Here is a 20443-nt window from a genome sequence, read left to right on the forward strand (position 1 = left end):
TCGATGACCCAATCCGCTGGCCAAGGACGCTGGCTGATCCGCTTGATTGTGATCAAGAAAGTGCTTCTGGCGGTCGTGCTGTTGTTAATCAGCTTGGCGGCCTTGTTCGGCGATGTGCACTACGCGCAGCTTTCAGATTTTGCCGCCAGTTGGGGGAAGGCCGACCGCCAGCTCCTCTCCGCGATGGCGCAGAGGGGAACTGTGCTGGGGCCAACCCGCCTGATGCGACTGGCGATGGTGTCGGGTTTCTATGCGGTATTGATCATTGTGGCGGCCTGGGCCACCTGGATCGGCCGCCGGTGGGGGGTGTGGTTGTTGGTGGGGATTTTGGCCTTGGCTCTCCCCCTGGAAATCATGCACGCCCTGCATGAACAAAGCCCCAGAACGCTGGTCGTTCTGGGGCTCACTGTTCTTGGCTTGGTGGTCACCACACGTCAGGCCCTGCGTTCGATGCGTGGCGATTAACCCCAACGCACCATGGGGCTGATCAGGCAACGCATCAGATCGATGCTGTGATGTTGATGCGCTTGCGGTTGCGTAGTCCACGGCGAATGGTCTCGAACTTGACCACGCCATCGGTGAGGGCAAACAGAGTGTCGTCTTTGCCTTGTCCGACGTTGATGCCGGGGAGCACGGCGGTGCCGCGCTGACGGATCAGGATGGAACCGGCGGTGACGGTCTCCCCGCCGTAGGCCTTGACGCCCAGGCGCTTGGAATTGGAATCGCGACCGTTGCGTGTTGAGCCTGTGCCTTTCTTATGAGCCATGAGTAGGAACGGAGTGGAGAGGTAGGTAGCGAGCTGAAACCGGGTTGATCAGCTGATGGCCTTGCCGCCGACAGAGATGGACTGAACCATGACGCGGGTCAGTTCTTGACGATGACCATTCTTGCGACGGGTCTTCTTCTTGGGGCGCATCTTGTAGACAATCACCTTGGGACCGCGGCGGTGGGCCATCACCTTCAGTTCGACACTGGCGTTTTTCACATAGGGCTTGCCCAGTGTGGTGCCCTTAGCGTCCTTCACGAGCAAAACATTGTCGAGCGTCACCGTGGCGTCGACATCGGCCTGGAGGCGGTCGAGATCGTAATAACGGTTGGGTTGCAGCCAGAACTGTTGGCCAGAGGCTTCAACGATGGCGTAGCTGCCCGTCTCAGGGGCTGCGGAGGTGGTGGTACTGGTTTCGGCCATGAAACGAAAAGACGCGGTCAGGCTCGGACAAGCCGATTCGGCCTGAGCCGCAATCGAAAGACAAACAAAGATCTTCGTTCTTCGCTCTGCCTTTCGTCAAGATTCACCTCAGGACCCAGTCGCGGTGGATGGCCCGTCCGGCACTCACGATCGCTTTGCTGTTGCGCACTCGAGCACTGGTTGATGTGTGTTGTCAGTGGTTGCCGGTGAATCGTTACGCCCCGGTGGATCTGGGGGAGGTGGAGTCGGGTCAGCAGGTGTTGGAGCTGCTGTCGCATCAGCGCGAGGCGGTGGATGCGGTGGTCATTGAGCAGTCCTTGCTGGATGGCACAACCCGTGAATCCCTCGGCCAAGAGGGTCTGCTGTTTCCAGCCGTTGTTGTGGGCGACTTGATGGGGCGGGTGGATTACCACCCGGAGGAAGTGCATCTCCCTGGAGATCAGCTTGAGCAGCTGGGTTACAACGTGGATGCCGCCATCTCACGCTTTCTGCGTCAAGGCCAGAAAGAGGTGATGCCAGAGGATGGCGCTGAGCAAAATGCCAGGCCCTCGATTGATGGCAGCGCCTGGAGGATGTCCAGCCGCCTTCAAGAACGGCTCGGTTACCTCGGCGTTTTTTACAAGCGCGATCCGTCACGGTTTCTCGCCAATCTTCCACTGGATGAACAGCGCGATCTGGTGCAGTCATTGCAGCGCACCTATCGCGATCTGCTCATCAGCTACTTCCGGGATCCAGCTGCTGCCAACCAGGCCTTGGAAAGCTTCGTGAACACGGCCTTTTTCGGTGACCTGCCCATCACCCGCGCTGTGGAGATCCATATGAATCTGATTGACGAGTTCTGGAAGCAACTCAGACTTGAAGGACATAAGAACGATTTCCTTCAGGACTATCGCCTCGCGTTGCTCGATGTCATGGCTCATCTCTGCGAGATGTACCGACGTTCGATTCCTGCTGAGGTCCCCTTGATGCCCTCTGCCGGGGAACGTCGCATTCTCAACGAACCGGAGGTGTCCCCATGAGCCCACGCAAGACCTACATCCTGAAGCTCTATGTCGCAGGGAACACGCCCAACTCCATGCGGGCGCTCAAAACCCTGCGCAACATCCTCGAAACGGAGTTCAAGGGGGTCTACGCCCTGAAGGTGATCGACGTGCTTAAAAATCCCCAGCTGGCGGAAGAGGACAAGATTCTGGCAACGCCTACCCTGTCCAAGATTTTGCCGCCTCCAGTGCGGCGCATCATCGGCGATCTCTCGGATCGGGAACGGGTGTTGATCGGTCTTGATCTGCTCTACGACGAGCTCACCGACAACAGCCTCACGTCTTCTCTGATGGAGTCTCTTGAGGGTGTCGACACAGTCGAGTCAGATTCTTAAGCCCGACGGTGCACCCGAAGATCAGCACATCTTTTCTCTTTAGCTTGGCTCCATAAGGTTGCCGCTATGCAGATTTCCAGCTCCAGTGGTTCCCCACAGATGCAGGTTCAGAAGCTCCCAACAGGGATTGAGGGCTTTGATGATGTCTGCCAAGGAGGCCTGCCAATCGGTCGCAGCACCCTGATCAGCGGCACGTCTGGTACAGGTAAAACGGTTTTTTCGCTCCACTTCCTGCACAACGGCATCGCTCACTTCGACGAACCGGGCATCTTCGTCACATTTGAGGAGTCACCGCTCGACATCCTGCGCAATGCCGCCAGCTTCGGCTGGAACCTGCAGGAGATGGTTGAGCAGGACAAGCTCTTTATTTTGGATGCATCCCCCGATCCGGATGGCCAGGATGTGGCCGGCAGCTTTGACCTCTCCGGGCTAATTGAGCGGATTAACTACGCCATCCGCAAATACAAGGCAAAACGGGTAGCAATCGATTCGATCACGGCGGTCTTCCAGCAGTACGACGCCGTCTTCGTGGTACGCCGAGAGATCTTCCGCCTGATTGCTCGTCTCAAGGAGATCGGCGTCACCACGGTGATGACCACCGAACGGATCGATGAATACGGTCCGATCGCGCGTTACGGCGTAGAGGAGTTCGTCTCCGACAACGTGGTGATTCTGCGCAACGTTCTCGAAGGAGAACGTCGCCGTCGGACGGTGGAAATTCTCAAGCTGCGCGGCACCACACACATGAAAGGGGAGTTCCCCTTCACCATGGGCGCCCATGGCATCAGCATCTTCCCGCTGGGAGCGATGCGTCTTACGCAGCGTTCGTCGAATGTGCGGGTGAGCTCCGGTGTGCCTCGTCTCGATGAGATGTGTGGCGGTGGATTCTTCAAAGACTCGATCATCCTGGCCACCGGTGCAACGGGCACCGGCAAGACGTTGCTGGTGTCCAAATTCATCGAGGACGCCTGCCGTAACAAGGAACGCGCGATCTTGTTCGCCTATGAGGAATCCAGGGCGCAACTGCTGCGTAACGCCACCAGCTGGGGCATTGACTTCGAGCAGCTGGAGCAGGATGGCTTGCTCAAGATCATTTGTGCCTATCCGGAATCCACTGGATTGGAAGACCACCTGCAGATCATCAAGACCGAGATCAGTCAGTTCAAGCCGTCGCGGATGGCGATCGACTCCCTCTCTGCCCTCGCGCGGGGTGTGAGTCATAACGCCTTCCGTCAGTTCGTGATCGGCGTCACGGGTTACGCCAAGCAGGAGGAAATCGCAGGCTTCTTTACGAACACCTCCGAGGAGTTCATGGGATCGCACTCCATTACCGACTCCCACATCTCCACAATTACCGACACCATCCTGCTGCTCCAATATGTGGAGATTCGCGGTGAAATGGCCCGTGCCGTGAACGTGTTCAAGATGCGTGGCTCCTGGCATGACAAAGGCATCCGCGAATTCGTGATCACAGGCAATGGTCCACAGATCAAGGACTCCTTCTCCAACTTCGAGCGGATCATCTCCGGTGTTCCCCACCGGGTCACCACCGATGAACGCAGCGAGCTGTCGCGCATCGCCCGCGGCGTTGCGACTGACTGACGCCTGATTCGTCCATGGTCGAATCAGTCCGTGAAGTTCCTGGAGGCGCTCAGCGGTCGGCGCTCCTCGGGGCTCTGGCGTTCAGCTCGCCACTTCAGTTCATCTGGATCTTCAAGGGTGAGGGGTAGATCGAACCAGAAGGTGGTGCCGACATCCAGTTCGCTCACCATGCTGATCTGGGTGCCGTGCTTTTCGAGGATGCCACGCACGATCGACAGGCCCAGGCCAGTTCCTACCTCGGTGTGCACAGCATTTTCAACACGATAGAAGCGCTCGAAGATGCGCTGTTGGTTGGCTTCGCTGATGCCGTATCCCGTGTCGCACACCTCGATGCGGATTTTCGGCAGCGGTGAACTCAGCGTGCAGGTCGGTCCGTCTTCCCCCACGCTGTTGGTGGCTGGTGACATCATCAGACAGCTGTCGGGCCAGGTGTAAGCCCGGATGACCAAGCGTCCACCACTGCGGCTGAACTTCAAGGCATTGCCGACGAGGTTGTCGAGCACCTGTAGAAGCAGATCCCAGTTGCCGAGCACTTCAGGCAGGTCGGGATCGGCTTCCAGGCTTAGTTCCACCTCCTTGTCGTTGGCGTTCAGTTTGTAACTGCGCAGAGTCTGTTCCAGGCCGGGGCGCAGATCGATCGGTGCGAATTCGACCGACCGGTTGGATTCCAGGCGCGACAGGTCGAGCACATCGTTGACGAGTCGCGTGAGCCGGTCGGTTTCGGAATTGGCGACCCCCAGAAACTCCTTGCGGTCGTCTTCGCTGAGCTGGTCGCCCATGTCGTGGAGTGTCTCCACGTAACTCTTGATGTTGAACAGTGGCGTGCGCAACTCGTGGGAGACGTTGCTGATGAAACGGCTTTGAGCTGCGTTGAGCTCCACCTCACGGGTGAGATCCTGAATGGTCACGGCAATGCCCTTGAGGACGTCACTGCTGGGTTCGCGTACGGCCTGCAACACGAAGCGCAGCGTTCGCGGCGGATCCCCGACGCTGCTGCGCAATTCGTTGGTGTCGGTCTGGTTCTCGAACACGGCTCCGAGCGGTTCGTAGAGCTCGACCGCCAGCAGTTCAGGCAGTTCGCTGAGGAACTCCTGTCCCTCGAGGTTGCGCCCCTCCCAGCGGAACAGACGCCGCGCCGTGGGATTGGCCAGCACGATGCGGCCGTCCCCATCGAGCAGCAGGGCGCCATCAGCCATGGTGGCGATCAGTGATGACTGCTTCACCTGCGCGGCTTGCAGTTCTTCGATGTTGGCTGCGTCGTAGGCCTGCAGCTGGGAGGCCATTGCATTGAATCCCTCCAGCAATTCGCCCAGCTCTCCTCCCATTGGCAGGCCGATGCGGGCCCGGAAATCTCCATCACCAATCGAACGCACACCGCGCAATAGTTCTTTCACAGGACGGGTGATGGTGAGCGCGTTGAAGACGGCCCCCAGGATCACCAGAACCCAGATGGAGATGAACACAGCCACCGTCACTTCACGGGTGAGGGCGGCGCTGGCTAGTGCGGTCTCGTTTGGATTGACCCCTAGAGCCAGAACGCCGAGATAGTTCTTGTTGTCCACCAGGGGCACGAACACATCCGTGACCTGGCCCTGAGGTGTGATGTGCTGACGCACAAGGGGGTTTTGGGGGCGGCTGCGCAACTCATCCGGCAGTTCGAGGCGGCGGTTCAGGCGCATGTCAGCGCTGCTGCCGGCGTCGCTACCGCTGATGGGAATGCCCAGGTAGACGATGCCGTCGGGGTCGGCGAAAAAGATGTAGCGGAGGCTGCGGCTGGAGCGCCAGAACGTTTCGGTGACGTTGGCTAGCTCGCGATCGCGACCCTCCGCCACCAGCTCCGTCACGTTGCCCGCCAGCAATAGACCGAGATCCCGCGCATAGCGGGTGTCGTTCATCGCTGTATCGCGCTGGATGCCGTTGAGTGCGAAGAAGGTGATGCCTGTCATCATCAGGCTCACCACCAGGGTGGCAACGGCCAGCAGCTTGGTCTGAAGACTGAACTCAGCCCACCACGACAACGTCCTTTGCCACAGGCTGCTGTCATCGGTCGGATTCGACCCTGAAATTGAAGCAGCCCAATCCGCCGGAGCGTTGTTTAGAGCCGATTCAGGATCGCTGGTCATGCTGCCCGCGTGCATGGGTAAAGCCTAGGCCCGGCGGACCTGATGCCCGATATCCCGGCGAAATTGCATGCCATCAAATTGCACCAGTTCCAGGCCCGCGTAGGCACGGGCAAACGCCTGGTCGAAGTTCTCGGCCTGGGCCACCTGGGTCAGCACTCGACCCCCTGCTGTCACCAGCGCGCCGTTCTCCTGGAGGCGCGTGCCGGCATGGAACAGCTGCCTACTGGCATCAGCATCGCTCTGCAGCTGAATGGGATCGCCCTTGCGTGGTGCATCCGGGTAGCCCTCAGCAGCGGCCACGATGCAGGCACTGCAGGCCTGGGTGATCGACAGGCTGGGAGCTAGGTCGAGACAACCCAAGGCGCAGGCCTGCAGGACCTGAGCCAGTTCAGGGCCGAGCAGCGGCATCAGGGTCTGGCACTCGGGGTCGCCGAAGCGGCAGTTGAATTCGATCACCTGGGGGCCGTCTGCCGTGAGCATCAGACCGGCGTAAATCACACCTCTGTACTGAATCCCCTTGGCTTGCAAAGCCTTCAGCGTGGGATCCAGCACCAGTGCACGGACCTCTTCCAGTCCGGCAGGGTCGAGCAGTGGGGCGGGGGCATAAGCACCCATCCCACCGGTGTTGGGGCCGCGGTCCCCTTCTAGCAATCGCTTGTGGTCCTGGGCGGGAGGCAGCAGCACCATCCGCTCCCCATCGCAGAGGGCGAACACCGACACTTCCGGACCCTGTAACCGCTCCTCCAGCACCACCCGCTCACCGGCGGCACCGAAACGGCCTGCAAAGGCCTCACGGATGGCGGTTGCGGATTCCTCGATGCTGTCTGCCACGGTCACGCCTTTGCCGGCGGCCAGGCCGTCGGCCTTCACCACCAGCGGCCGTTGGATGCGATCAAGCACCGCCAAGCCTGCGTCGGCATCGGCCACTGCCCAGTGGCCTGCGGTAGGGATGCCCGCTTCTGCCATCAAGGCCTTCGCCCAGGCTTTGCTTGCTTCCAGCTGCGCGCCATCGGCTGAGGGCCCGAAGACTGTCAGGCCGGCTGCGCGCAGATGATCGGCTACCCCAGCCGCGAGGGGCGCTTCAGGTCCGATCACTACCAGATCAATCGCTTGCTCGCGGCAGGCGGCAATTAAACCGTCGGAGTCGCATTCACCAATGCTCAACTGCCCGCAGTCACCCAGCGCAGCAGTGCCGCCATTGCCGGGAGTCACCCAGACCGCCTCCACTCCTGGGCAGCGGCGCAGGGCCCACGCCAAGGCCTGTTCGCGGCCGCCGCCGCCCACCACCAGCAGATGTCGCAGGGGAGGCAGGGCTTGGGGACGGGAACTTGAATGGGCCATGGGAGCAGGCGTGACGGGCGAAGACCCTTAGGTTTGAGCGTCGCTCCCTCGCTTTCAGCACTGGCTGTCGACGATGCGGAGACTCGTCCATCTTTGTTGAGCGCCTGCCAGCCCATGGGATTGCTCCCCCTGCCCTTGTCATTGCTGCTGGCGGCGGCCCCTGTGGTGACCCCGCTGGGATCCGCTCCTGCTCCCGCCTCGCTACCAATGGCTCAGGAGACCTTTGATGCGTTGCTGCTGGAGGGTGACCTGTCAGAACTGCAGGAGGCCTGCGTGGAGTCAGCTGGCTTCGGCGCCAATGATCGGCTGCAACAGCTGCGGGATCGGCTCCTGCAGGTGGCGCCGGCTCCCCAGCCTTTCTCTGTGGTGATGGCAAACGCCAGGGCTCTGATGACTTGCAAGGACCCTGCTGGTGCCCAGCGGGTGCTGAGTCGCTACGGACCTGGCACGGCGCGCCAGCGGCGCGAATGGCTGCTGCTCTCCTGGCATGCCGCGAGTGCAGCGCTGGATCAGGAGCGCGCCATCCTGGCGCTGCTGCGATTGGCTGACGGACAGCCCGGACGTCTGGAGGGGGAGCAGCTGGTGGTGGGTCTGGATGCGCAGGGCCAACCCCTTGTGCGTTCTGGCCTGGATGTGCTGGCGCAGGCGCAGGTTGCGTCTGGGCAGACGCTGGATGCGGTGCAGACGCTGTTGGCTGGTCGCACGCCTGGCAAGGTGGCAGCGCGTCGACTCGCGATCGTCGCGGAATTGCTGGCGGAATTGGAGCCGGACCGCAGCGCACCACTATTGGAGACGGCGCTGGATCAGGCGGCTGCCGATCAGGCCTGGAGCCTGGCGGAGGAGCTGCTGCGTCTGCAACTAAGACTGGAGTTGGCCAACGGTGGCAGTGGTGAGCGGCCGAGGGAGCGACTGCGTCGCCTGGCAACGCGTGTGGATGACCAGTTCACCCTGCTCGAGCTCGAGGAGGAGGATCCACTGCTAACCCCAGAGCAGCGCCAGCAGCTCGAGCAGCAGCTGCGCTCTCCCCGCGAGCCCGGGGGGCATGCCGCGCTGGGAGAATCGCCGAATCCTGAAGCCGGTGCGTCCGGTGTTGACGACCAGCCATGACCATCCCCCACGGTGATCTCCTCTACGAAGGCAAGGCCAAGCGCATCTATGCGAGCGACAGCGATCAACAGGTGCTGGTGGAATTCAAGAATGACGCCACGGCCTTCAATGCCCAAAAGAAGGCTCAACTCGACGACAAGGGACGTTTGAACTGTCAGATCTCCGCCTGTCTCTTTGAGCTGCTGGAGGCGCAGAACATCCCCACGCACTATCAGGGGCTGGTGAACGACACCTGGATGGCGGTGCAGCAGGTAGCTGTCATCCCTGTGGAGGTCGTGCTTCGCAACACCGCCACGGGGTCCTTGTGCCGGGAAACGCCGATTCCTCAAGGAACATCTCTCGATCCCGCCCTGCTGGATCTCTATTACAAAGACGATGGCCTGGGCGATCCGCTCCTGACCGATGCCCGTCTGGCATTGCTAGGCGTGGTGTCGGTAGAGATGCGGGATCGGATCGAGGTGTTGGCCAGACGGGTGAACGCTGTGCTGATTCCCTTCTTTCGATCCGTCGACTTGCAGCTGGTCGATTTCAAGCTGGAGCTCGGGGTGAATGCCACCGGTGATCTGTTGGTGGCTGACGAGATCAGCCCCGACACCTGCCGCCTCTGGGATCTGCGTAGTGCCGATGAGAATGAGCGGATTCTGGATAAGGATCGCTTCCGTCAAGACCTCGGCGGCGTGATCGAGGCCTACGGGGAGGTCTGCAAACGGGTACAAGGGGCGTGCCCCAAACCCCGCATCTGGGGCTAGTTTCTGCGACGTTTGTGGCCTTTAAGGCCAAGTTTCGCCCTCCCCCATGGCCGCTTTTTCCTCCCGCCGAACTCGGAATGCCGTTCGGCACGGCGCATTGGGGCTGGTGCTGTCCTTGCCACTGGTTGCGGGTCTGCCGACGCAGGCCCAAAGCGAGGGCTCCGAATCGGAACGTGATCAGGCCCAGCTCGAAGACGTGCAGGTGGATGCTCAGACCAATGGGTTGAGTGAAGAGCCGGGTGCTGCGGAGCCCATTGAAGTGGTGCCGGCTCCCGCTTCCGGTCCGCTGGCCGAACCGATCCCGGTGACGCCGGAGCAACCGCGGGTGTTGATCACGGAGGTGATCATTGAGGGCATTGATGGCCACCCTGAGCAGGAGCGTCTCGAACTGGCCGCCTATGACGCCATGGCCGTGCGTCCCGGCAGCCGCGTCACCCGAGATGAGCTGAAGCTCGACCTTGATGCGATCTACGCCACCGGTTGGTTCTCTGATGTGCGCATCGAGCCAGTCAATGGTCCGTTGGGTGTGCAGCTGGTGGTGCAGGTGATGCCCAATCCGGTGCTCAGCGAGGTGGTGCTCGCGCCGGAGGACAACTACATCGAGCCGCAGGTGATTGAGGACACCTTCAGTTCGGACTACGGCCGCACGCTCAATCTCAGAGAGCTGCAGCTGCGCATGAAGGAGCTGCAGAAGTGGTATGCCGATCAGGGCTATTCCCTGGCTCGGGTGAGTGGACCGACCCGGGTGAGCCCGGATGGTGTGGTGGAGCTCAAGGTGTTGATCGGCACCGTGGCCGGTGTGGAGGTCCAATTCGTCAACAAGGAGGGTGATAACACCAACGAGAAAGGCGAGCCGCTGAAGGGCAAAACCAGGCCTTGGGTGGTCTCCCGCGAGATTTCCCTGAAACCGGGCGAGCCGTTCAACCGAACGCAGCTCGAGGGTGACATCCGCCGCCTCTACGCCACGTCTCTGTTCAGCGACGTCAAGGTGACCCTGAAGCCAGTGACGGGTGAGCCGGGCGAGGTCACCATTGTGCTGGGCATCGTGGAACAGTCCACGGGCTCGCTCTCCGGTGGTCTCGGCTATAGCCAAAGCCAGGGTGTGTTCGGCCAGGTTCAGCTGTCGGACAGCAACCTGTTTGGTCGCGCCTGGAATCTGGCCCTCAACATCACCTACGGCCAGTTCGGTGGCCTGGCCAACCTGACCTTCTCGGATCCCTGGATCAAAGGCGATTCGCATCGCACCTCCTTCCGGACTTCGCTGTTCCTTAGCCGCGAAGTGCCGCAGGTGTTCCAGAGCCAGGACGAGGGCGATATCCGCACGCTGGATGCTTACGAGGACAATGGTTCCAGAAACGCCTATTCGATCAACTCCGACAAGAACCCGGCAGGTCGCAAATTCGACAATGTCGCGGAGGCCAGTGAGAAATTTCCCAACGTCAGCTGGTTTGATTACGAAGGCGATTCCGTGGCCTTGCAGCGGGTTGGCGGCAATGTGATCTTCGCCAGACCGTTGAACGGTGGCGATCCTTTTAAGCGGGTGCCCTGGTCCGTGCTGGCCGGTCTCAACCTCCAAAACGTCCGCCCGATCAACTTCAGTGGGGATACACGCCCTTACGGCATCCCCAACGACCGCTTCCGCGACGGCAAGATCCCCGACGACGAGATCATTTGCGTTGCGTTCAACTGCGCCAACGAGAACAATCTGGCAAGCCTGCGTCTGGCCGCCTCTTACAACAATTTGAACGATGCCCGCAATCCAACGTCGGGCAACTTCTTCAGTGTGAGCACGGAGCAGTACGTCTCCGTGGGTGAGAACTCACCCACGTTCAACCGCGTTCGCGGCACCTACACGCACTTCATTCCGGTGCGGTGGCTGAAGCTGTTCAAGGGTTGCCGACCGAAGGAGGGTGAGCCCGAGAACTGTCCGCAAGCATTGGCCTTTCAATTCAAGGCCGGCACCGTGATTGGTCAGCTGCCCCCGTACGAGGCTTTCTGTCTGGGTGGTTCCAACTCCGTACGTGGATGGTTTGATTGCGACCTGGCTGTGGGTCGCAGCTTTGGCGAAGCCACGATCGAATATCGCTTCCCATTGATCAGCATCTTTGCGGGCGAGGTGTTCATCGACGCCGGCACCGACTTCGGGTCTCAGGGCAATGTTCCCGGCAAGCCTGGCGAACTGCTCGACAAGCCCGGTTCCGGTGTGTCCCCAGGTGTGGGTGTGATCATCACCACGCCGGTGGGTCCTCTGCGTCTGGAGGTGGCCAGCCAGAATTTCACCGAAGAGTATCGCTTCAACCTGGGCGTCGGCTGGAAGTTCTGATGGTCTGCTGGCCCAGTGATTACGACGGTGCCTGGACCTTGGCCGGTTCAGCCCGTCGCAGCGGGATCGGTCTCCACAGCGGCCATGAGGTGGCTGTGCTGTTGCATCCCTGGCCGGATGCTGGCGTCTGGGTGAGCTGGTCAGGTGACTCCGAGCCACCGGTGCGGCTGCAGCCCTCTCAAGTGCGCGACAGTCAGCTCTGCACCACGCTGGAACTGGGGGATCGGCGTCTGTCCACAGTGGAACACCTGCTGGCGGCTTTGGCTGGCTGCGGCCTGACCCATGTGCATCTGGAGGTGGATGGCGGTGAAGTGCCGCTGCTAGATGGTTCAGCGCAGGGCTGGGTTAAGGCGATCGCTGAGGTGGGGATCACGCCTGCCGGTACACCCGCCGCCTCTCGCCCCGTGCTAGAGGGGCCGGTGACTCTCCACCGTGGCAACAGTGTGATCACGGCGACGCCAGCGGAGCAGTTCACGCTGGTGGGGATGATCGATTTTCCGCAAGCTGCGATCGGCCGTCAGCAATGGACCGTGGCGCTCACGCCGGAGCGCTTCGTCGCGGAGATCGCGCCCGCCCGCACCTTCGGCTTCCGTGAGCAGGTGGAGCAGTTGCGGGCCGCAGGCTTGATTCAAGGTGGGGCTTTGGACAATGCTCTGGTCTGCGACGGGGATCACTGGGTGAATCCACCTCTGCGTTTTCCCGACGAACCGGTGCGCCATAAGCTGCTGGACCTGATCGGTGATCTGGCACTGGTGGGTTTCCCGCGTGCCCAGGTTCTGGTCTACCGCGGCTCCCATGGTCTGCACACCGACCTCGCGGCGGCCCTGGCCGATCGTTCCGCTGTTCAGCTCTGACTGATTTGACTTCCCCTTCCACCACTGCCGCCACTGCTGCCGCCGCGATAGTCCCCGAGACCCTGCTCAATGCCGAGCAAATCATGGGGTTGCTGCCGCATCGCTATCCCTTCGCTCTGGTGGATCGTGTGATCGAGCATGTCCCCGGCGCAAAGGCGGTGGCGCTCAAGAACGTCACCTTGAACGAGCCGCAGTTTCAGGGGCATTTCCCTGGGCGACCGTTGATGCCTGGCGTTCTGATCGTTGAAGCGATGGCCCAGGTGGGTGGATTGATCGTCACCCAGATGCCCGATCTGCCCAAGGGGTTGTTCGTGTTCGCCGGTATCGATGGCGTGCGCTTCCGCCGTCCGGTGGTGCCTGGTGACCAGCTGCGCATCACCTGTGAACTGATCAGCCTCAAGCGTCAGCGTTTCGGCAAAGTGAAGGCTGTGGCGACAGTGGACGGCCAGCTGGTGTGCTCCGGCGATCTCATGTTCTCGTTGGTGGACTGAGCATGATGAGCGAAGAGCGTTCCCCCGCCGTGACTGCTGAGGACCGTCCTCCACAGATTCACCCGCTGGCAGCGGTCGATCCAGGCGCTGAACTGGCGAATGGAGTTGTGATTGGCCCTGGTGCCGTTGTGGGCCCTGAGGTGCAAATCGGAGCCCACACCTGGGTGGGCCCTCATGCCGTGCTCGATGGCCGGCTGACGATCGGCGCGCACAACAAGATCTTCCCTGGTGCCTGCATAGGGCTTGAGCCTCAGGATCTCAAATACAAAGGTGCCCCCACGCAAGTGGTGATCGGTGATCACAACGCCATCCGTGAATGCGTGACTATCAACCGGGCTACCGAGGAGGGAGAGGAGACTCGCATCGGTAACTACAACCTGCTGATGGCTTACTGCCATTTGGGCCACAACTGCGTGCTGGGCAACGGCATCGTGATGTCGAATGGCATCCAGGTGGCTGGTCACGTCTTGATCGAAGACAAGGCTGTCATCGGTGGATGTCTGGGTATCCACCAGTTCGTGCACATCGGTGGCATGGCCATGGTGGGAGGCATGACGCGGGTGGATCGCGATGTGCCTCCTTATTGCCTAGTGGAGGGTCACCCCGGCCGCGTCCGTGGTCTGAACCGCGTCGGCCTGCGGCGACGCGGCTTTAATGGCGAGGAGCTCAAGCAGCTCCAGGAGGTTTGGTCGTTGCTGTATCGATCGGACCATGTCATTGCCGAGGGTCTGCGCCTGGCGCGGGAGCAGTCGCTGATGCCCCTAGCGGATCATCTCTGCACCTTCCTTGAGGGCTCGATCTCCAAAGGACGGCGGGGTCCCATGCCAGCTGCCATCGGGCGCTGATGGTGCGGTTACTGATCAGCACCGGAGAGGTGTCAGGCGATCTGCAGGGCAGCCTGTTGATCGCTGCGTTGCATCGACAGGCTGCCCTTAGGGGGATCGACCTGGAGGTGTTGGCTCTCGGCGGTCAGCGCATGCGTGCCGCTGGTGCGGAGCTGCTGGCGGACACGGCCCCGATGGGGGCTATTGGGCTCTGGGAGGCCCTGCCGCTGGTGGTGCCTACGCTCAAGCTGCAGGCACGCGTGGATCGGCTGCTGGGGCAGCGTCCCCCGGATGGCGTGGTGCTGATCGACTACATGGGTGCCAACGTGCGCCTCGGCAACAGCCTGAGGCGGCGCTTGCCGCACATTCCGATCACGTATTACATCGCTCCCCAGGAGTGGGCCTGGCGCATCGGTGATGGTGGCACTACGGAGCTGCTCAAGTTCACCGACCGCATCCTGGCAATCTTCCCGGCGGAAGCAGAGTTCTATGAGCGGATGGGTGCTGAGGTCACCTGGGTGGGTCACCCCCTTCTCGACACGGTGCTAAGCCGACCGGAGCGGGCCGAAGCTCGTGCCCAGCTTGGCTTACCTGACCAAGGCAAGCTGCTGCTCCTGCTGCCAGCTTCGCGGCCCCAGGAGCTGCGTTACCTGATGCCAGTGCTTGTCGAGGCGGCGCTTCGCCTGCAACAACGGGACCCCAGCTTGGATGTGATGGTTCCCGCTGGGTTGGAACGATTTGAACAGCCCCTGCGTAAGGCCCTGGCTGCGGCGGGTGTGCGCTCCAGGGTGATTCCCGCCGATCAGGCGGACAGCCTCAAGCCACTGCTCTTCGCTGCGGCCGATCTGGCTCTCGGCAAGTCGGGCACCGTGAATCTGGAACTGGCCCTGCAGGGGGTTCCCCAGGTGGTTGGGTATCGGGTGAGCCGCGTGACCGCCTGGGTGGCCCGGCATCTGCTGCGCTTCAAAGTGGCGCACATCTCACCGGTGAACCTTTTGCTGAACGAGCGGTTGGTGCCGGAGCTGCTTCAGGATGAGTTCGATGTCGATCGCTTGGTGACGCTGGCGGCACCGTTGCTGGAGGCTGGCGAGGCACGTCAAGCCATGCTCAGTGGCTATGACCGGCTGCGTACAACTTTGGGTGAGCCGGGGGTGACTGATCGTGCCGCCGCCGCCATCCTCGACAAGCTCCCTGCGCCCTCCAACTCGTGATCCGATGCCTGTTGCCGCTGCTGATGGCGGTCCTGTTGCTGCTGTTCGCTCCCGTATCGGTGTTGGCGGCGGCGCAGGACGCGGTGCTGGCTGGGGGCTGCTTCTGGTGCCTCGAGAGTGATCTCGAACACCTGCCTGGGGTGCTGTCGGCGGAGAGCGGCTACACCGGTGGCACTGTGGCCCGGCCGACTTATCAGCAGGTGAGCAGCGAGACCACCGGTCATCAGGAGGCGGTGCGGGTGCGGTTTGATCCCGCAAAGATCAGTTACGCCCGCTTGCTGCAGTCCTATTGGCGCAATGTGGATCCGCTCGATGGCGACGGCCAGTTCTGTGATCGTGGTGATTCCTATCGCCCGGTGATCTTTACCCAGGGGGAGAGACAGCAGGATCAGGCCTTGGCCAGCAAAGCTGCAGCGGCCGCGGAGCTGGGTGTGCCGGAAACCGCGATCAAGGTGGAGATCAAACCGCTCACAACCTTCTGGAAAGCTGAGGGTTACCACCAGGATTACGCCATGCGGTCCAAAACCAAATACACCTATTACCGCTGGGCATGCGGTCGTGATCGCAAGCTTGACCAGGTTTGGGGAGCAAAAGCGCGAAGTGGGGCCCCATGGGCTGATTAATGCTTACTACCCCGCATGCTGTCCTGAGGTTCACAGGGCATGACTTGATGCTCGTCAGTCCGTGGTGCTTCGCTGTGGTGAACCCACTGCAGCGGCGGCGACTCACCCTCTCTAGAGATGCGTTGAGGAATCGCAGCGAACCAACGATGAGAGCGTTCGTTCGCTGCGCCAAACGATGTGTTGCCTTACGGAAAAAGGACGCGATCCTGAAGACAAGTTTTTAGTCGCTCCGTGATGTTCATCACTGTTTTTGGTCAAAAGGGTGGTGTCGCTAAAACATGCAGCAGTGTTCACATCGCAGCGTGCTGGAGCCACCAGCAAAAACGGGTGGTGCTGGTTGATGCCGATCGCAACCGCTCAGCGACGGCGTACGGGGCTAGAGGGCTCTTGCCTTATCCCGTTGTGCCCATTGAAGCGGCAGCCAAAGCGACGCGATCAGCAGAGATTGTGATCACAGATGGGCAAGCCAGCAGCAACGAAGAAGAAATGAAAAACTTAGTGGAGGGGGCTGATTTCATTTTGCTACCCACCACGACGCAGAGTCGATCAATCGAATTGACAGTTGAGATGTCACAAATGCTTAGGCAATACAAAATCCCGTTTGCTGCATTGCTTGTTAAAGTAGATGCACGCAAAGAAGCTGCGGCTGAACAAGCGATCGAGTTATTTGAAGGCTTCGATATCAAGGTTCTGGCTACGCAGATCCCACTCCTGAGTGCTTTTGAACAGGCAGAAACAGAAGGAGTCACGGTTGATCGGGCCATTGACAAGCGGGGTCGTGCCAATTCCCGCCGAATGGCAGGTTGGGCTGCATACAGTGCAGCCTGCAAGGAAATTGAGGGTCTATTTGAGGAGCACCACAAACAGTATCAGAATCATTCACCGATTGGATGGGACTTCACACCCATGGAAAATCGTATGGCGGCGTAAGACGAATGATGTGCGAACGAGCCGTCAACTCAACTCGCGGGATGAGGTCTTGCTGAGTTCAGAACGAACCTCGTTGCGACTCGTTTCTTTCGAGTTGTGACTGCAGGGGTCAACGCTGCCGCAGCCTGCTGAGCAGTCTGAAGTCCCGAACGAGGGGCTGGCATGACAGCCCCTCGTTCGGGACGACAGGTTGACCATTCACCGCCAGGACCCCAGGGAGCGCAACGCGATCCAGGACAACCTCGACTGCTGGGACTGCGGGCTTGACCGGCGCCTGAACGGCGTCTGGAGATCCAGGGCGCACGACAAGACCGCCTGGGGTATGCCTTCAGGGCGCAGTATTCGCCACGTCTTATTTTTTTGAATCTGAGGAAAATCTGTGGAAATTCTGTAGCAACTGATGCTATTGGATTCAGTCACTTCTCAGTGAAGGTGCGGGTTTTCCCCCCTCGACGTTGACCCAAACATTGCGTACTATCAAAGGACGAATTGTGAGAAAACTGTATGTATCTGCTGACCATCAAAGACGGTCTCGTGACACGTCATGTTGGTCCATACCCCTCTCCGAAGCAGGCCTCCGATGACCTTGAAAGAGTCATGGCCACCTGCTCGGATCGGGCTCGTTGGCAGATTCATGCTCTGGAGCAACCCCAATCGTTGGCAGTGATGGCCTCCTGAGGCTTAAGACTTGCGGCCTGGATATCCGCGCAATAAACCTGATTCGATCATCAGCCCAACACCGGCGTTGATCAGGATCAGGCTGAGTGTGCCGTACCACCACCAGGGGCCTCCATCGCTCCCCGCCAGCTGAAGGGTGCGACGGCTGACGGCCTCCCCGAACAGGCAAAGGCCCGCGGGGAGGAGCAGCACGCCCAGCTGAGCGCGGACGTACCAGCGGAGAGGGCTGGAAGCCATGGAGCTTGCTCCGGTCTGGATGGAATTTAGGCCGCTGCCGTCGAGGCCTGGCTCAGCACCCAGTTCACCAGCGTGCGAACGCCGTAGCCCGTGGCACCCGATGGGTTGAGATCCCGGCCCTTGTCAGTCCACACTGTGCCGGCGATGTCGATGTGCGCCCAGGGAATACCTGCTTCCACGAATTCTTTGAGAAACAGCGCTGCGGTGATTGAACCACCGGGGCGGGGACCGGTGTTCTTCATGTCTGCCAGCAGCGACTTCAAGCCCTTGCGGTAGCTGCTGTGCAGCGGCATACGCCAGAGCCCTTCGCCAGCATTGCTAGCGGCGGATTCCAGCGCTTCCGAGAGGCCGTCATCACCGCTCCACAGGCCAGCGATTTCATCCCCAAGGGCCACCACACAAGCACCGGTGAGAGTGGCGAGATCGACGATCGCGTCGGGCTTGAGCTCGCTGGCATACACCAGTGCATCCGCCAAGGTGAGGCGGCCTTCGGCATCGGTGTTGTTGATTTCGATCGTGGTGCCGTTGGAGGCGGTGACGATATCGCCGGGGTGCACAGCCGAGCCGTTAATCATGTTTTCGCAGGAGGCCACCAGCATGTGCACCTCCACGCCGGCGGGTTGCAGCTCTGCGATAGCGCGCATGGCGCCGAACACTGCAGCACTGCCGCCCATGTCGAACTTCATCATGTCGATCTGGGCCGCACCCACTTTGAGGTTGTAGCCGCCGGAATCGAAGGTGAGGCCTTTACCCACGAGCACCAGACGCTTGTGCACCGCATCGCTCGGGCGGTACGTGAGGTGAATGAACTTGGGATCCATGTCGGAGCCCTGGCAGACCGACAGGAAGGAACCCATGCCCTTGGCCTCGCAGTCGGATCGCTCCAGCACCTTGAGCTCGAGACCATGGTCTTTCGCGAGGGCCTCGGCGGTGTTGGCCAATTCGGTGGGGGTGACGCTGTTGGGCGGTGCAGCCACCAGCTCCCGGGCCAGTTCCACACCGGCGCACACCGGCTGAATCGCAGCCAGGGCTGCGTCGATGCCGGCAGGCCATTGACCCAGCAGCTCCAGCTGATCGGGGCAGGGTTTGGGCTCCGGCTTGCTGCGGAAACGCAGGTCGCTGTAAAGGCTGAGGCGCACGGCTTCCGCAGCGGCGATGGCATCGCCCGCCGGATCCTCTGATCCCCAGGGCAGATGCAGCGCCAGGCTGCCGCTCTGACCATTCGCCGCCCGGGCAGCCGCGGCAGCGGCTTTGCGCAGGCTGTTGCGGTCCACCTCAGCGGCATCCCCCAGGCCCACCAGCACCAGCGCTGTGCAGTCGCTCCTCAACAGCTGCAGGCTGGCCAGATCACCGCTTTTGCCGGTGAAAGGTTTCTGCTTTAGCCAAGCGCTGAGCTGCAGATCGAAGCGCCGCTCCATCGCCGCCACCAGGTCCTGTGGGTCGTCCTTGGGGATGCCAAGCGCCAAAACGGAACCACTCCAGGCCTCAGGGGTGGCTGGAGAGAGGGAGATCTTCATGGGGAGCTGATGCCTGGACTGATGCTAGAAGCTGCGCTCAGTCGGCTTGGAAGGGGGTGGCCCAGCGGTCGCGCATTTCCTTGTTGAACGGAGGCTGCCAGCGCCTGATCAACGTCTGTTCCAGTTGCCGTCGTGCTCGGGTCCCTTGGGGAACATCCCCCCAGAAGCGGATGCTGGGGCTGCAGCTCAGTCCGCAGCTGGCGCAGGCTTCCTGGTACGCCGCCAGATAGGCCTTGCAATCGTGTTCGCCCTTCCAGCGGCGATCGGCGGCCTTGGTTTCGCCTAGATAAAGAAGGATGGGAAGGTCGAGATGGTCCGGGCGGTCCATCACCCAGTAGAGAGCGGCCCCCTGGTGGGGACTCTCCGGCCAGCGCCAGAAACTGAGGGGGAGGGGATTCAGGCTCAGCGGTTGAATGTCTTCCGCCGGAGCGCTGACCGCCCCGAACAAGCTGCCCTGGCTGTCGACCTGGGCCTTGGCCTCAAACAACGGGGCTTGGGCGCGATGCACCCGCTCTTGCCAGCTGCGCAGTTGGTCAGCGGTGAGTGTGAGGGCAGCCGCCTGCTGATCGGATGCGCCGGCAGCTGCTTGATTGAACAGGTCGCCCTGGCGCGGAGCAGCAGCCATGGCGCTTAACCCCGTGGTGGCAGGGAGGGACCTGCGGGCCTGGCACCGAAACGCACCCGACCGATCAAAGCCTCCACGGCATCTGGCGGCAGACAAAGTCTTTCCTGAAGATCGGCGAGGTTCTTGAAGGGTTGGCGGCGACGTTCGGCCATCAGCCGTTCCAGGCGGTCATTCGGCCACTGCAACTGCCCTGCGAGCACCGCGCGGCTGGCGCCATTGAGATCGAGCGGTTTGGGCTGGGGCAAGGGCGGCGCATCACCGTGCCAGCGAAAAATCAGGTGGGGCTGCCACAGGTCGCGCAGATCCTCCGACAGATCGAGCAGCTGGGCTAGATCCTCCAGTTGGCTGAACTGCACGCCGCCCCGTTGCAGACGCAGCAGTAGATCCACCATGGCATCGCTGCAGCCAGGCAGTTGGCGCCATTGCTCGGCGCTAGCGCGGTTCACGTCGATGCAGAGGCTGTCGACAGAAGGGCTCCCGGCCGATGCAGCCTCCGGCTCGAGTGACGGGCTATGCGCCTCCTGCACGCGGGGCGCGGGGTCGGGGGGCAGCTCGCCCATGGCCTGGAGCACCTTGCGGGCCAGGGGATCGAGCCAGTGCCGGCGCGCCATCGCCGCGTCTCTCCTGAGCAGCTTCGCCAGGAC

General features: G+C 61.3%; 21 protein-coding genes. 13 read left to right on the plus strand and 8 right to left on the minus strand.

Annotated features, from left to right (window positions below):
• Nucleotides 1–3: 3 nt before the first annotated feature.
• Nucleotides 4–465, plus strand: coding sequence for a DUF2127 domain-containing protein (locus tag SynA1825c_RS03865; RefSeq protein WP_186470357.1), 462 nt, complete (start codon nucleotides 4–6; stop codon nucleotides 463–465).
• 34 nt (nucleotides 466–499) lie between these two features.
• On the opposite strand, the gene rpmA is transcribed toward SynA1825c_RS03865, so the two are convergent.
• Nucleotides 500–766 (minus strand): 50S ribosomal protein L27, encoded by a 267-nt coding sequence (rpmA, locus tag SynA1825c_RS03870; protein ID WP_186470358.1) that lies wholly within the window; start codon nucleotides 764–766, stop codon nucleotides 500–502.
• A gap of 48 nt (nucleotides 767–814) precedes the next feature.
• A complete protein-coding gene (gene rplU / locus SynA1825c_RS03875) occupies nucleotides 815–1189 on the minus strand; it encodes a 50S ribosomal protein L21 (protein ID WP_186470359.1) in 375 nt (124 codons plus the stop codon).
• 128 nt (nucleotides 1190–1317) lie between these two features.
• Here rplU and SynA1825c_RS03880 point away from each other — a divergent pair, with 128 nt between their 5' ends.
• The 3 genes from SynA1825c_RS03880 to kaiC all read left to right on the plus strand — a co-directional run bounded on the left by SynA1825c_RS03880 (nucleotide 1318) and on the right by kaiC (nucleotide 4166).
• Nucleotides 1318–2208: a circadian clock protein KaiA gene (locus SynA1825c_RS03880; protein ID WP_186470360.1), complete on the plus strand. Its 891-nt coding sequence runs from the start codon at nucleotides 1318–1320 to the stop codon at nucleotides 2206–2208.
• The gene (gene kaiB / locus SynA1825c_RS03885) at nucleotides 2205–2564 is read left to right on the plus strand and encodes a circadian clock protein KaiB (RefSeq protein WP_186470361.1); all 360 of its coding nucleotides are present in this window, start codon (nucleotides 2205–2207) and stop codon (nucleotides 2562–2564) included. Before SynA1825c_RS03880 ends, kaiB begins: the two co-directional genes overlap by 4 nt.
• A 66-nt stretch (nucleotides 2565–2630) precedes the next feature.
• Entirely contained in the window at nucleotides 2631–4166 is a 1536-nt protein-coding gene (gene kaiC / locus SynA1825c_RS03890) for a circadian clock protein KaiC (protein ID WP_186470362.1), read from the plus strand.
• Nucleotides 4167–4189: 23 nt separating this feature from the next.
• Here kaiC and SynA1825c_RS03895 read toward each other — a convergent pair whose 3' ends face one another.
• Together SynA1825c_RS03895 and purD are read right to left on the minus strand one after the other, a co-directional pair.
• Nucleotides 4190–6289 carry a HAMP domain-containing sensor histidine kinase gene (locus tag SynA1825c_RS03895; protein ID WP_186470363.1) on the minus strand — a complete coding sequence of 700 codons (2100 nt, stop codon included), beginning with the start codon at nucleotides 6287–6289 and terminating at the stop codon, nucleotides 4190–4192.
• Nucleotides 6290–6313: 24 nt separating this feature from the next.
• The gene (gene purD, locus SynA1825c_RS03900) at nucleotides 6314–7630 is read right to left on the minus strand and encodes a phosphoribosylamine--glycine ligase (RefSeq protein WP_186470364.1); all 1317 of its coding nucleotides are present in this window, start codon (nucleotides 7628–7630) and stop codon (nucleotides 6314–6316) included.
• 114 nt (nucleotides 7631–7744) lie between these two features.
• Here purD and SynA1825c_RS03905 point away from each other — a divergent pair, with 114 nt between their 5' ends.
• The 9 genes from SynA1825c_RS03905 to SynA1825c_RS03945 all read left to right on the plus strand — a co-directional run bounded on the left by SynA1825c_RS03905 (nucleotide 7745) and on the right by SynA1825c_RS03945 (nucleotide 16742).
• Nucleotides 7745–8737, plus strand: coding sequence for a hypothetical protein (locus SynA1825c_RS03905; protein ID WP_186470365.1), 993 nt, complete (start codon nucleotides 7745–7747; stop codon nucleotides 8735–8737).
• Nucleotides 8734–9486 carry a phosphoribosylaminoimidazolesuccinocarboxamide synthase gene (purC, locus tag SynA1825c_RS03910; protein WP_186470366.1) on the plus strand — a complete coding sequence of 251 codons (753 nt, stop codon included), beginning with the start codon at nucleotides 8734–8736 and terminating at the stop codon, nucleotides 9484–9486. Before SynA1825c_RS03905 ends, purC begins: the two co-directional genes overlap by 4 nt.
• Nucleotides 9487–9532: 46 nt before the next feature.
• On the plus strand, nucleotides 9533–11809 hold the full coding sequence (locus tag SynA1825c_RS03915; protein ID WP_186470367.1) for a BamA/TamA family outer membrane protein: 2277 nt from the start codon (nucleotides 9533–9535) through the stop codon (nucleotides 11807–11809).
• The gene (gene lpxC, locus SynA1825c_RS03920; RefSeq protein WP_186470368.1) at nucleotides 11809–12663 is read left to right on the plus strand and encodes a UDP-3-O-acyl-N-acetylglucosamine deacetylase; all 855 of its coding nucleotides are present in this window, start codon (nucleotides 11809–11811) and stop codon (nucleotides 12661–12663) included. The genes SynA1825c_RS03915 and lpxC overlap by 1 nt, the downstream gene beginning before the upstream one ends.
• Nucleotides 12664–12746: 83 nt before the next feature.
• Nucleotides 12747–13154, plus strand: a complete 408-nt coding sequence (gene fabZ, locus SynA1825c_RS03925; protein WP_186471006.1) for a 3-hydroxyacyl-ACP dehydratase FabZ — start codon at nucleotides 12747–12749, stop codon at nucleotides 13152–13154.
• A gap of 5 nt (nucleotides 13155–13159) precedes the next feature.
• Nucleotides 13160–13999: an acyl-ACP--UDP-N-acetylglucosamine O-acyltransferase gene (gene lpxA, locus SynA1825c_RS03930; RefSeq protein WP_186470369.1), complete on the plus strand. Its 840-nt coding sequence runs from the start codon at nucleotides 13160–13162 to the stop codon at nucleotides 13997–13999.
• Nucleotides 13999–15189, plus strand: a complete 1191-nt coding sequence (lpxB, locus tag SynA1825c_RS03935; RefSeq protein ID WP_186470370.1) for a lipid-A-disaccharide synthase — start codon at nucleotides 13999–14001, stop codon at nucleotides 15187–15189. The genes lpxA and lpxB overlap by 1 nt, the downstream gene beginning before the upstream one ends.
• Before the next feature lie 23 nt (nucleotides 15190–15212).
• Complete coding sequence (gene msrA / locus SynA1825c_RS03940; RefSeq protein ID WP_186470371.1) at nucleotides 15213–15812, plus strand: peptide-methionine (S)-S-oxide reductase MsrA; 600 nt, start codon at nucleotides 15213–15215, stop codon at nucleotides 15810–15812.
• Nucleotides 15813–16046: 234 nt separating this feature from the next.
• On the plus strand, nucleotides 16047–16742 hold the full coding sequence (locus SynA1825c_RS03945; RefSeq protein WP_186470372.1) for a ParA family protein: 696 nt from the start codon (nucleotides 16047–16049) through the stop codon (nucleotides 16740–16742).
• A 681-nt stretch (nucleotides 16743–17423) separates the two neighbouring features.
• Here the strand turns inward: SynA1825c_RS03945 and SynA1825c_RS03955 are convergent.
• From SynA1825c_RS03955 to SynA1825c_RS03970, 4 genes are read right to left on the minus strand one after another with little or no spacing between them, the layout of a single operon-like run.
• Nucleotides 17424–17657: a hypothetical protein gene (locus SynA1825c_RS03955; protein WP_186470374.1), complete on the minus strand. Its 234-nt coding sequence runs from the start codon at nucleotides 17655–17657 to the stop codon at nucleotides 17424–17426.
• 26 nt (nucleotides 17658–17683) lie between these two features.
• Complete coding sequence (locus SynA1825c_RS03960) at nucleotides 17684–19174, minus strand: leucyl aminopeptidase (RefSeq protein WP_186470375.1); 1491 nt, start codon at nucleotides 19172–19174, stop codon at nucleotides 17684–17686.
• A 37-nt stretch (nucleotides 19175–19211) separates the two neighbouring features.
• Entirely contained in the window at nucleotides 19212–19799 is a 588-nt protein-coding gene (locus SynA1825c_RS03965; protein WP_186470376.1) for a GIY-YIG nuclease family protein, read from the minus strand.
• A 5-nt stretch (nucleotides 19800–19804) separates the two neighbouring features.
• A complete protein-coding gene (locus tag SynA1825c_RS03970) occupies nucleotides 19805–20410 on the minus strand; it encodes a hypothetical protein (protein ID WP_186470377.1) in 606 nt (201 codons plus the stop codon).
• Nucleotides 20411–20443: the final 33 nt, after the last annotated feature.

The sequence above is a fragment of the Synechococcus sp. A18-25c genome, from assembly GCF_014280035.1.
In the GTDB taxonomy this organism is placed as follows: domain Bacteria; phylum Cyanobacteriota; class Cyanobacteriia; order PCC-6307; family Cyanobiaceae; genus Synechococcus_C.

What these genes read in the sequence shown, in the direction of transcription:
- fabZ (WP_186471006.1), top strand. Translation starts at nt 12,747, where the DNA reads ATGGGGTTGCTGCCGCATCGCTATCCCTTCGCTCTGGTGGATCGTGTG.
- msrA (WP_186470371.1), top strand. Translation starts at nt 15,213, where the DNA reads ATGGCGGTCCTGTTGCTGCTGTTCGCTCCCGTATCGGTGTTGGCGGCG.
- SynA1825c_RS03960 (WP_186470375.1), bottom strand. Translation starts at nt 19,174, where the DNA reads ATGAAGATCTCCCTCTCTCCAGCCACCCCTGAGGCCTGGAGTGGTTCC.
- kaiB (WP_186470361.1), top strand. Translation starts at nt 2,205, where the DNA reads ATGAGCCCACGCAAGACCTACATCCTGAAGCTCTATGTCGCAGGGAAC.
- SynA1825c_RS03880 (WP_186470360.1), top strand. Translation starts at nt 1,318, where the DNA reads ATGGCCCGTCCGGCACTCACGATCGCTTTGCTGTTGCGCACTCGAGCA.
- SynA1825c_RS03965 (WP_186470376.1), bottom strand. Translation starts at nt 19,799, where the DNA reads ATGGCTGCTGCTCCGCGCCAGGGCGACCTGTTCAATCAAGCAGCTGCC.
- lpxC (WP_186470368.1), top strand. Translation starts at nt 11,809, where the DNA reads ATGGTCTGCTGGCCCAGTGATTACGACGGTGCCTGGACCTTGGCCGGT.
- SynA1825c_RS03955 (WP_186470374.1), bottom strand. Translation starts at nt 17,657, where the DNA reads ATGGCTTCCAGCCCTCTCCGCTGGTACGTCCGCGCTCAGCTGGGCGTG.
- SynA1825c_RS03895 (WP_186470363.1), bottom strand. Translation starts at nt 6,289, where the DNA reads ATGACCAGCGATCCTGAATCGGCTCTAAACAACGCTCCGGCGGATTGG.
- purD (WP_186470364.1), bottom strand. Translation starts at nt 7,630, where the DNA reads ATGGCCCATTCAAGTTCCCGTCCCCAAGCCCTGCCTCCCCTGCGACAT.
- SynA1825c_RS03865 (WP_186470357.1), top strand. Translation starts at nt 4, where the DNA reads ATGACCCAATCCGCTGGCCAAGGACGCTGGCTGATCCGCTTGATTGTG.
- lpxA (WP_186470369.1), top strand. Translation starts at nt 13,160, where the DNA reads ATGAGCGAAGAGCGTTCCCCCGCCGTGACTGCTGAGGACCGTCCTCCA.
- lpxB (WP_186470370.1), top strand. Translation starts at nt 13,999, where the DNA reads ATGGTGCGGTTACTGATCAGCACCGGAGAGGTGTCAGGCGATCTGCAG.
- SynA1825c_RS03945 (WP_186470372.1), top strand. Translation starts at nt 16,047, where the DNA reads ATGTTCATCACTGTTTTTGGTCAAAAGGGTGGTGTCGCTAAAACATGC.
- kaiC (WP_186470362.1), top strand. Translation starts at nt 2,631, where the DNA reads ATGCAGATTTCCAGCTCCAGTGGTTCCCCACAGATGCAGGTTCAGAAG.
- purC (WP_186470366.1), top strand. Translation starts at nt 8,734, where the DNA reads ATGACCATCCCCCACGGTGATCTCCTCTACGAAGGCAAGGCCAAGCGC.
- rpmA (WP_186470358.1), bottom strand. Translation starts at nt 766, where the DNA reads ATGGCTCATAAGAAAGGCACAGGCTCAACACGCAACGGTCGCGATTCC.
- SynA1825c_RS03970 (WP_186470377.1), bottom strand. Translation starts at nt 20,410, where the DNA reads ATGGCGCGCCGGCACTGGCTCGATCCCCTGGCCCGCAAGGTGCTCCAG.
- rplU (WP_186470359.1), bottom strand. Translation starts at nt 1,189, where the DNA reads ATGGCCGAAACCAGTACCACCACCTCCGCAGCCCCTGAGACGGGCAGC.
- SynA1825c_RS03905 (WP_186470365.1), top strand. Translation starts at nt 7,745, where the DNA reads ATGGGATTGCTCCCCCTGCCCTTGTCATTGCTGCTGGCGGCGGCCCCT.
- SynA1825c_RS03915 (WP_186470367.1), top strand. Translation starts at nt 9,533, where the DNA reads ATGGCCGCTTTTTCCTCCCGCCGAACTCGGAATGCCGTTCGGCACGGC.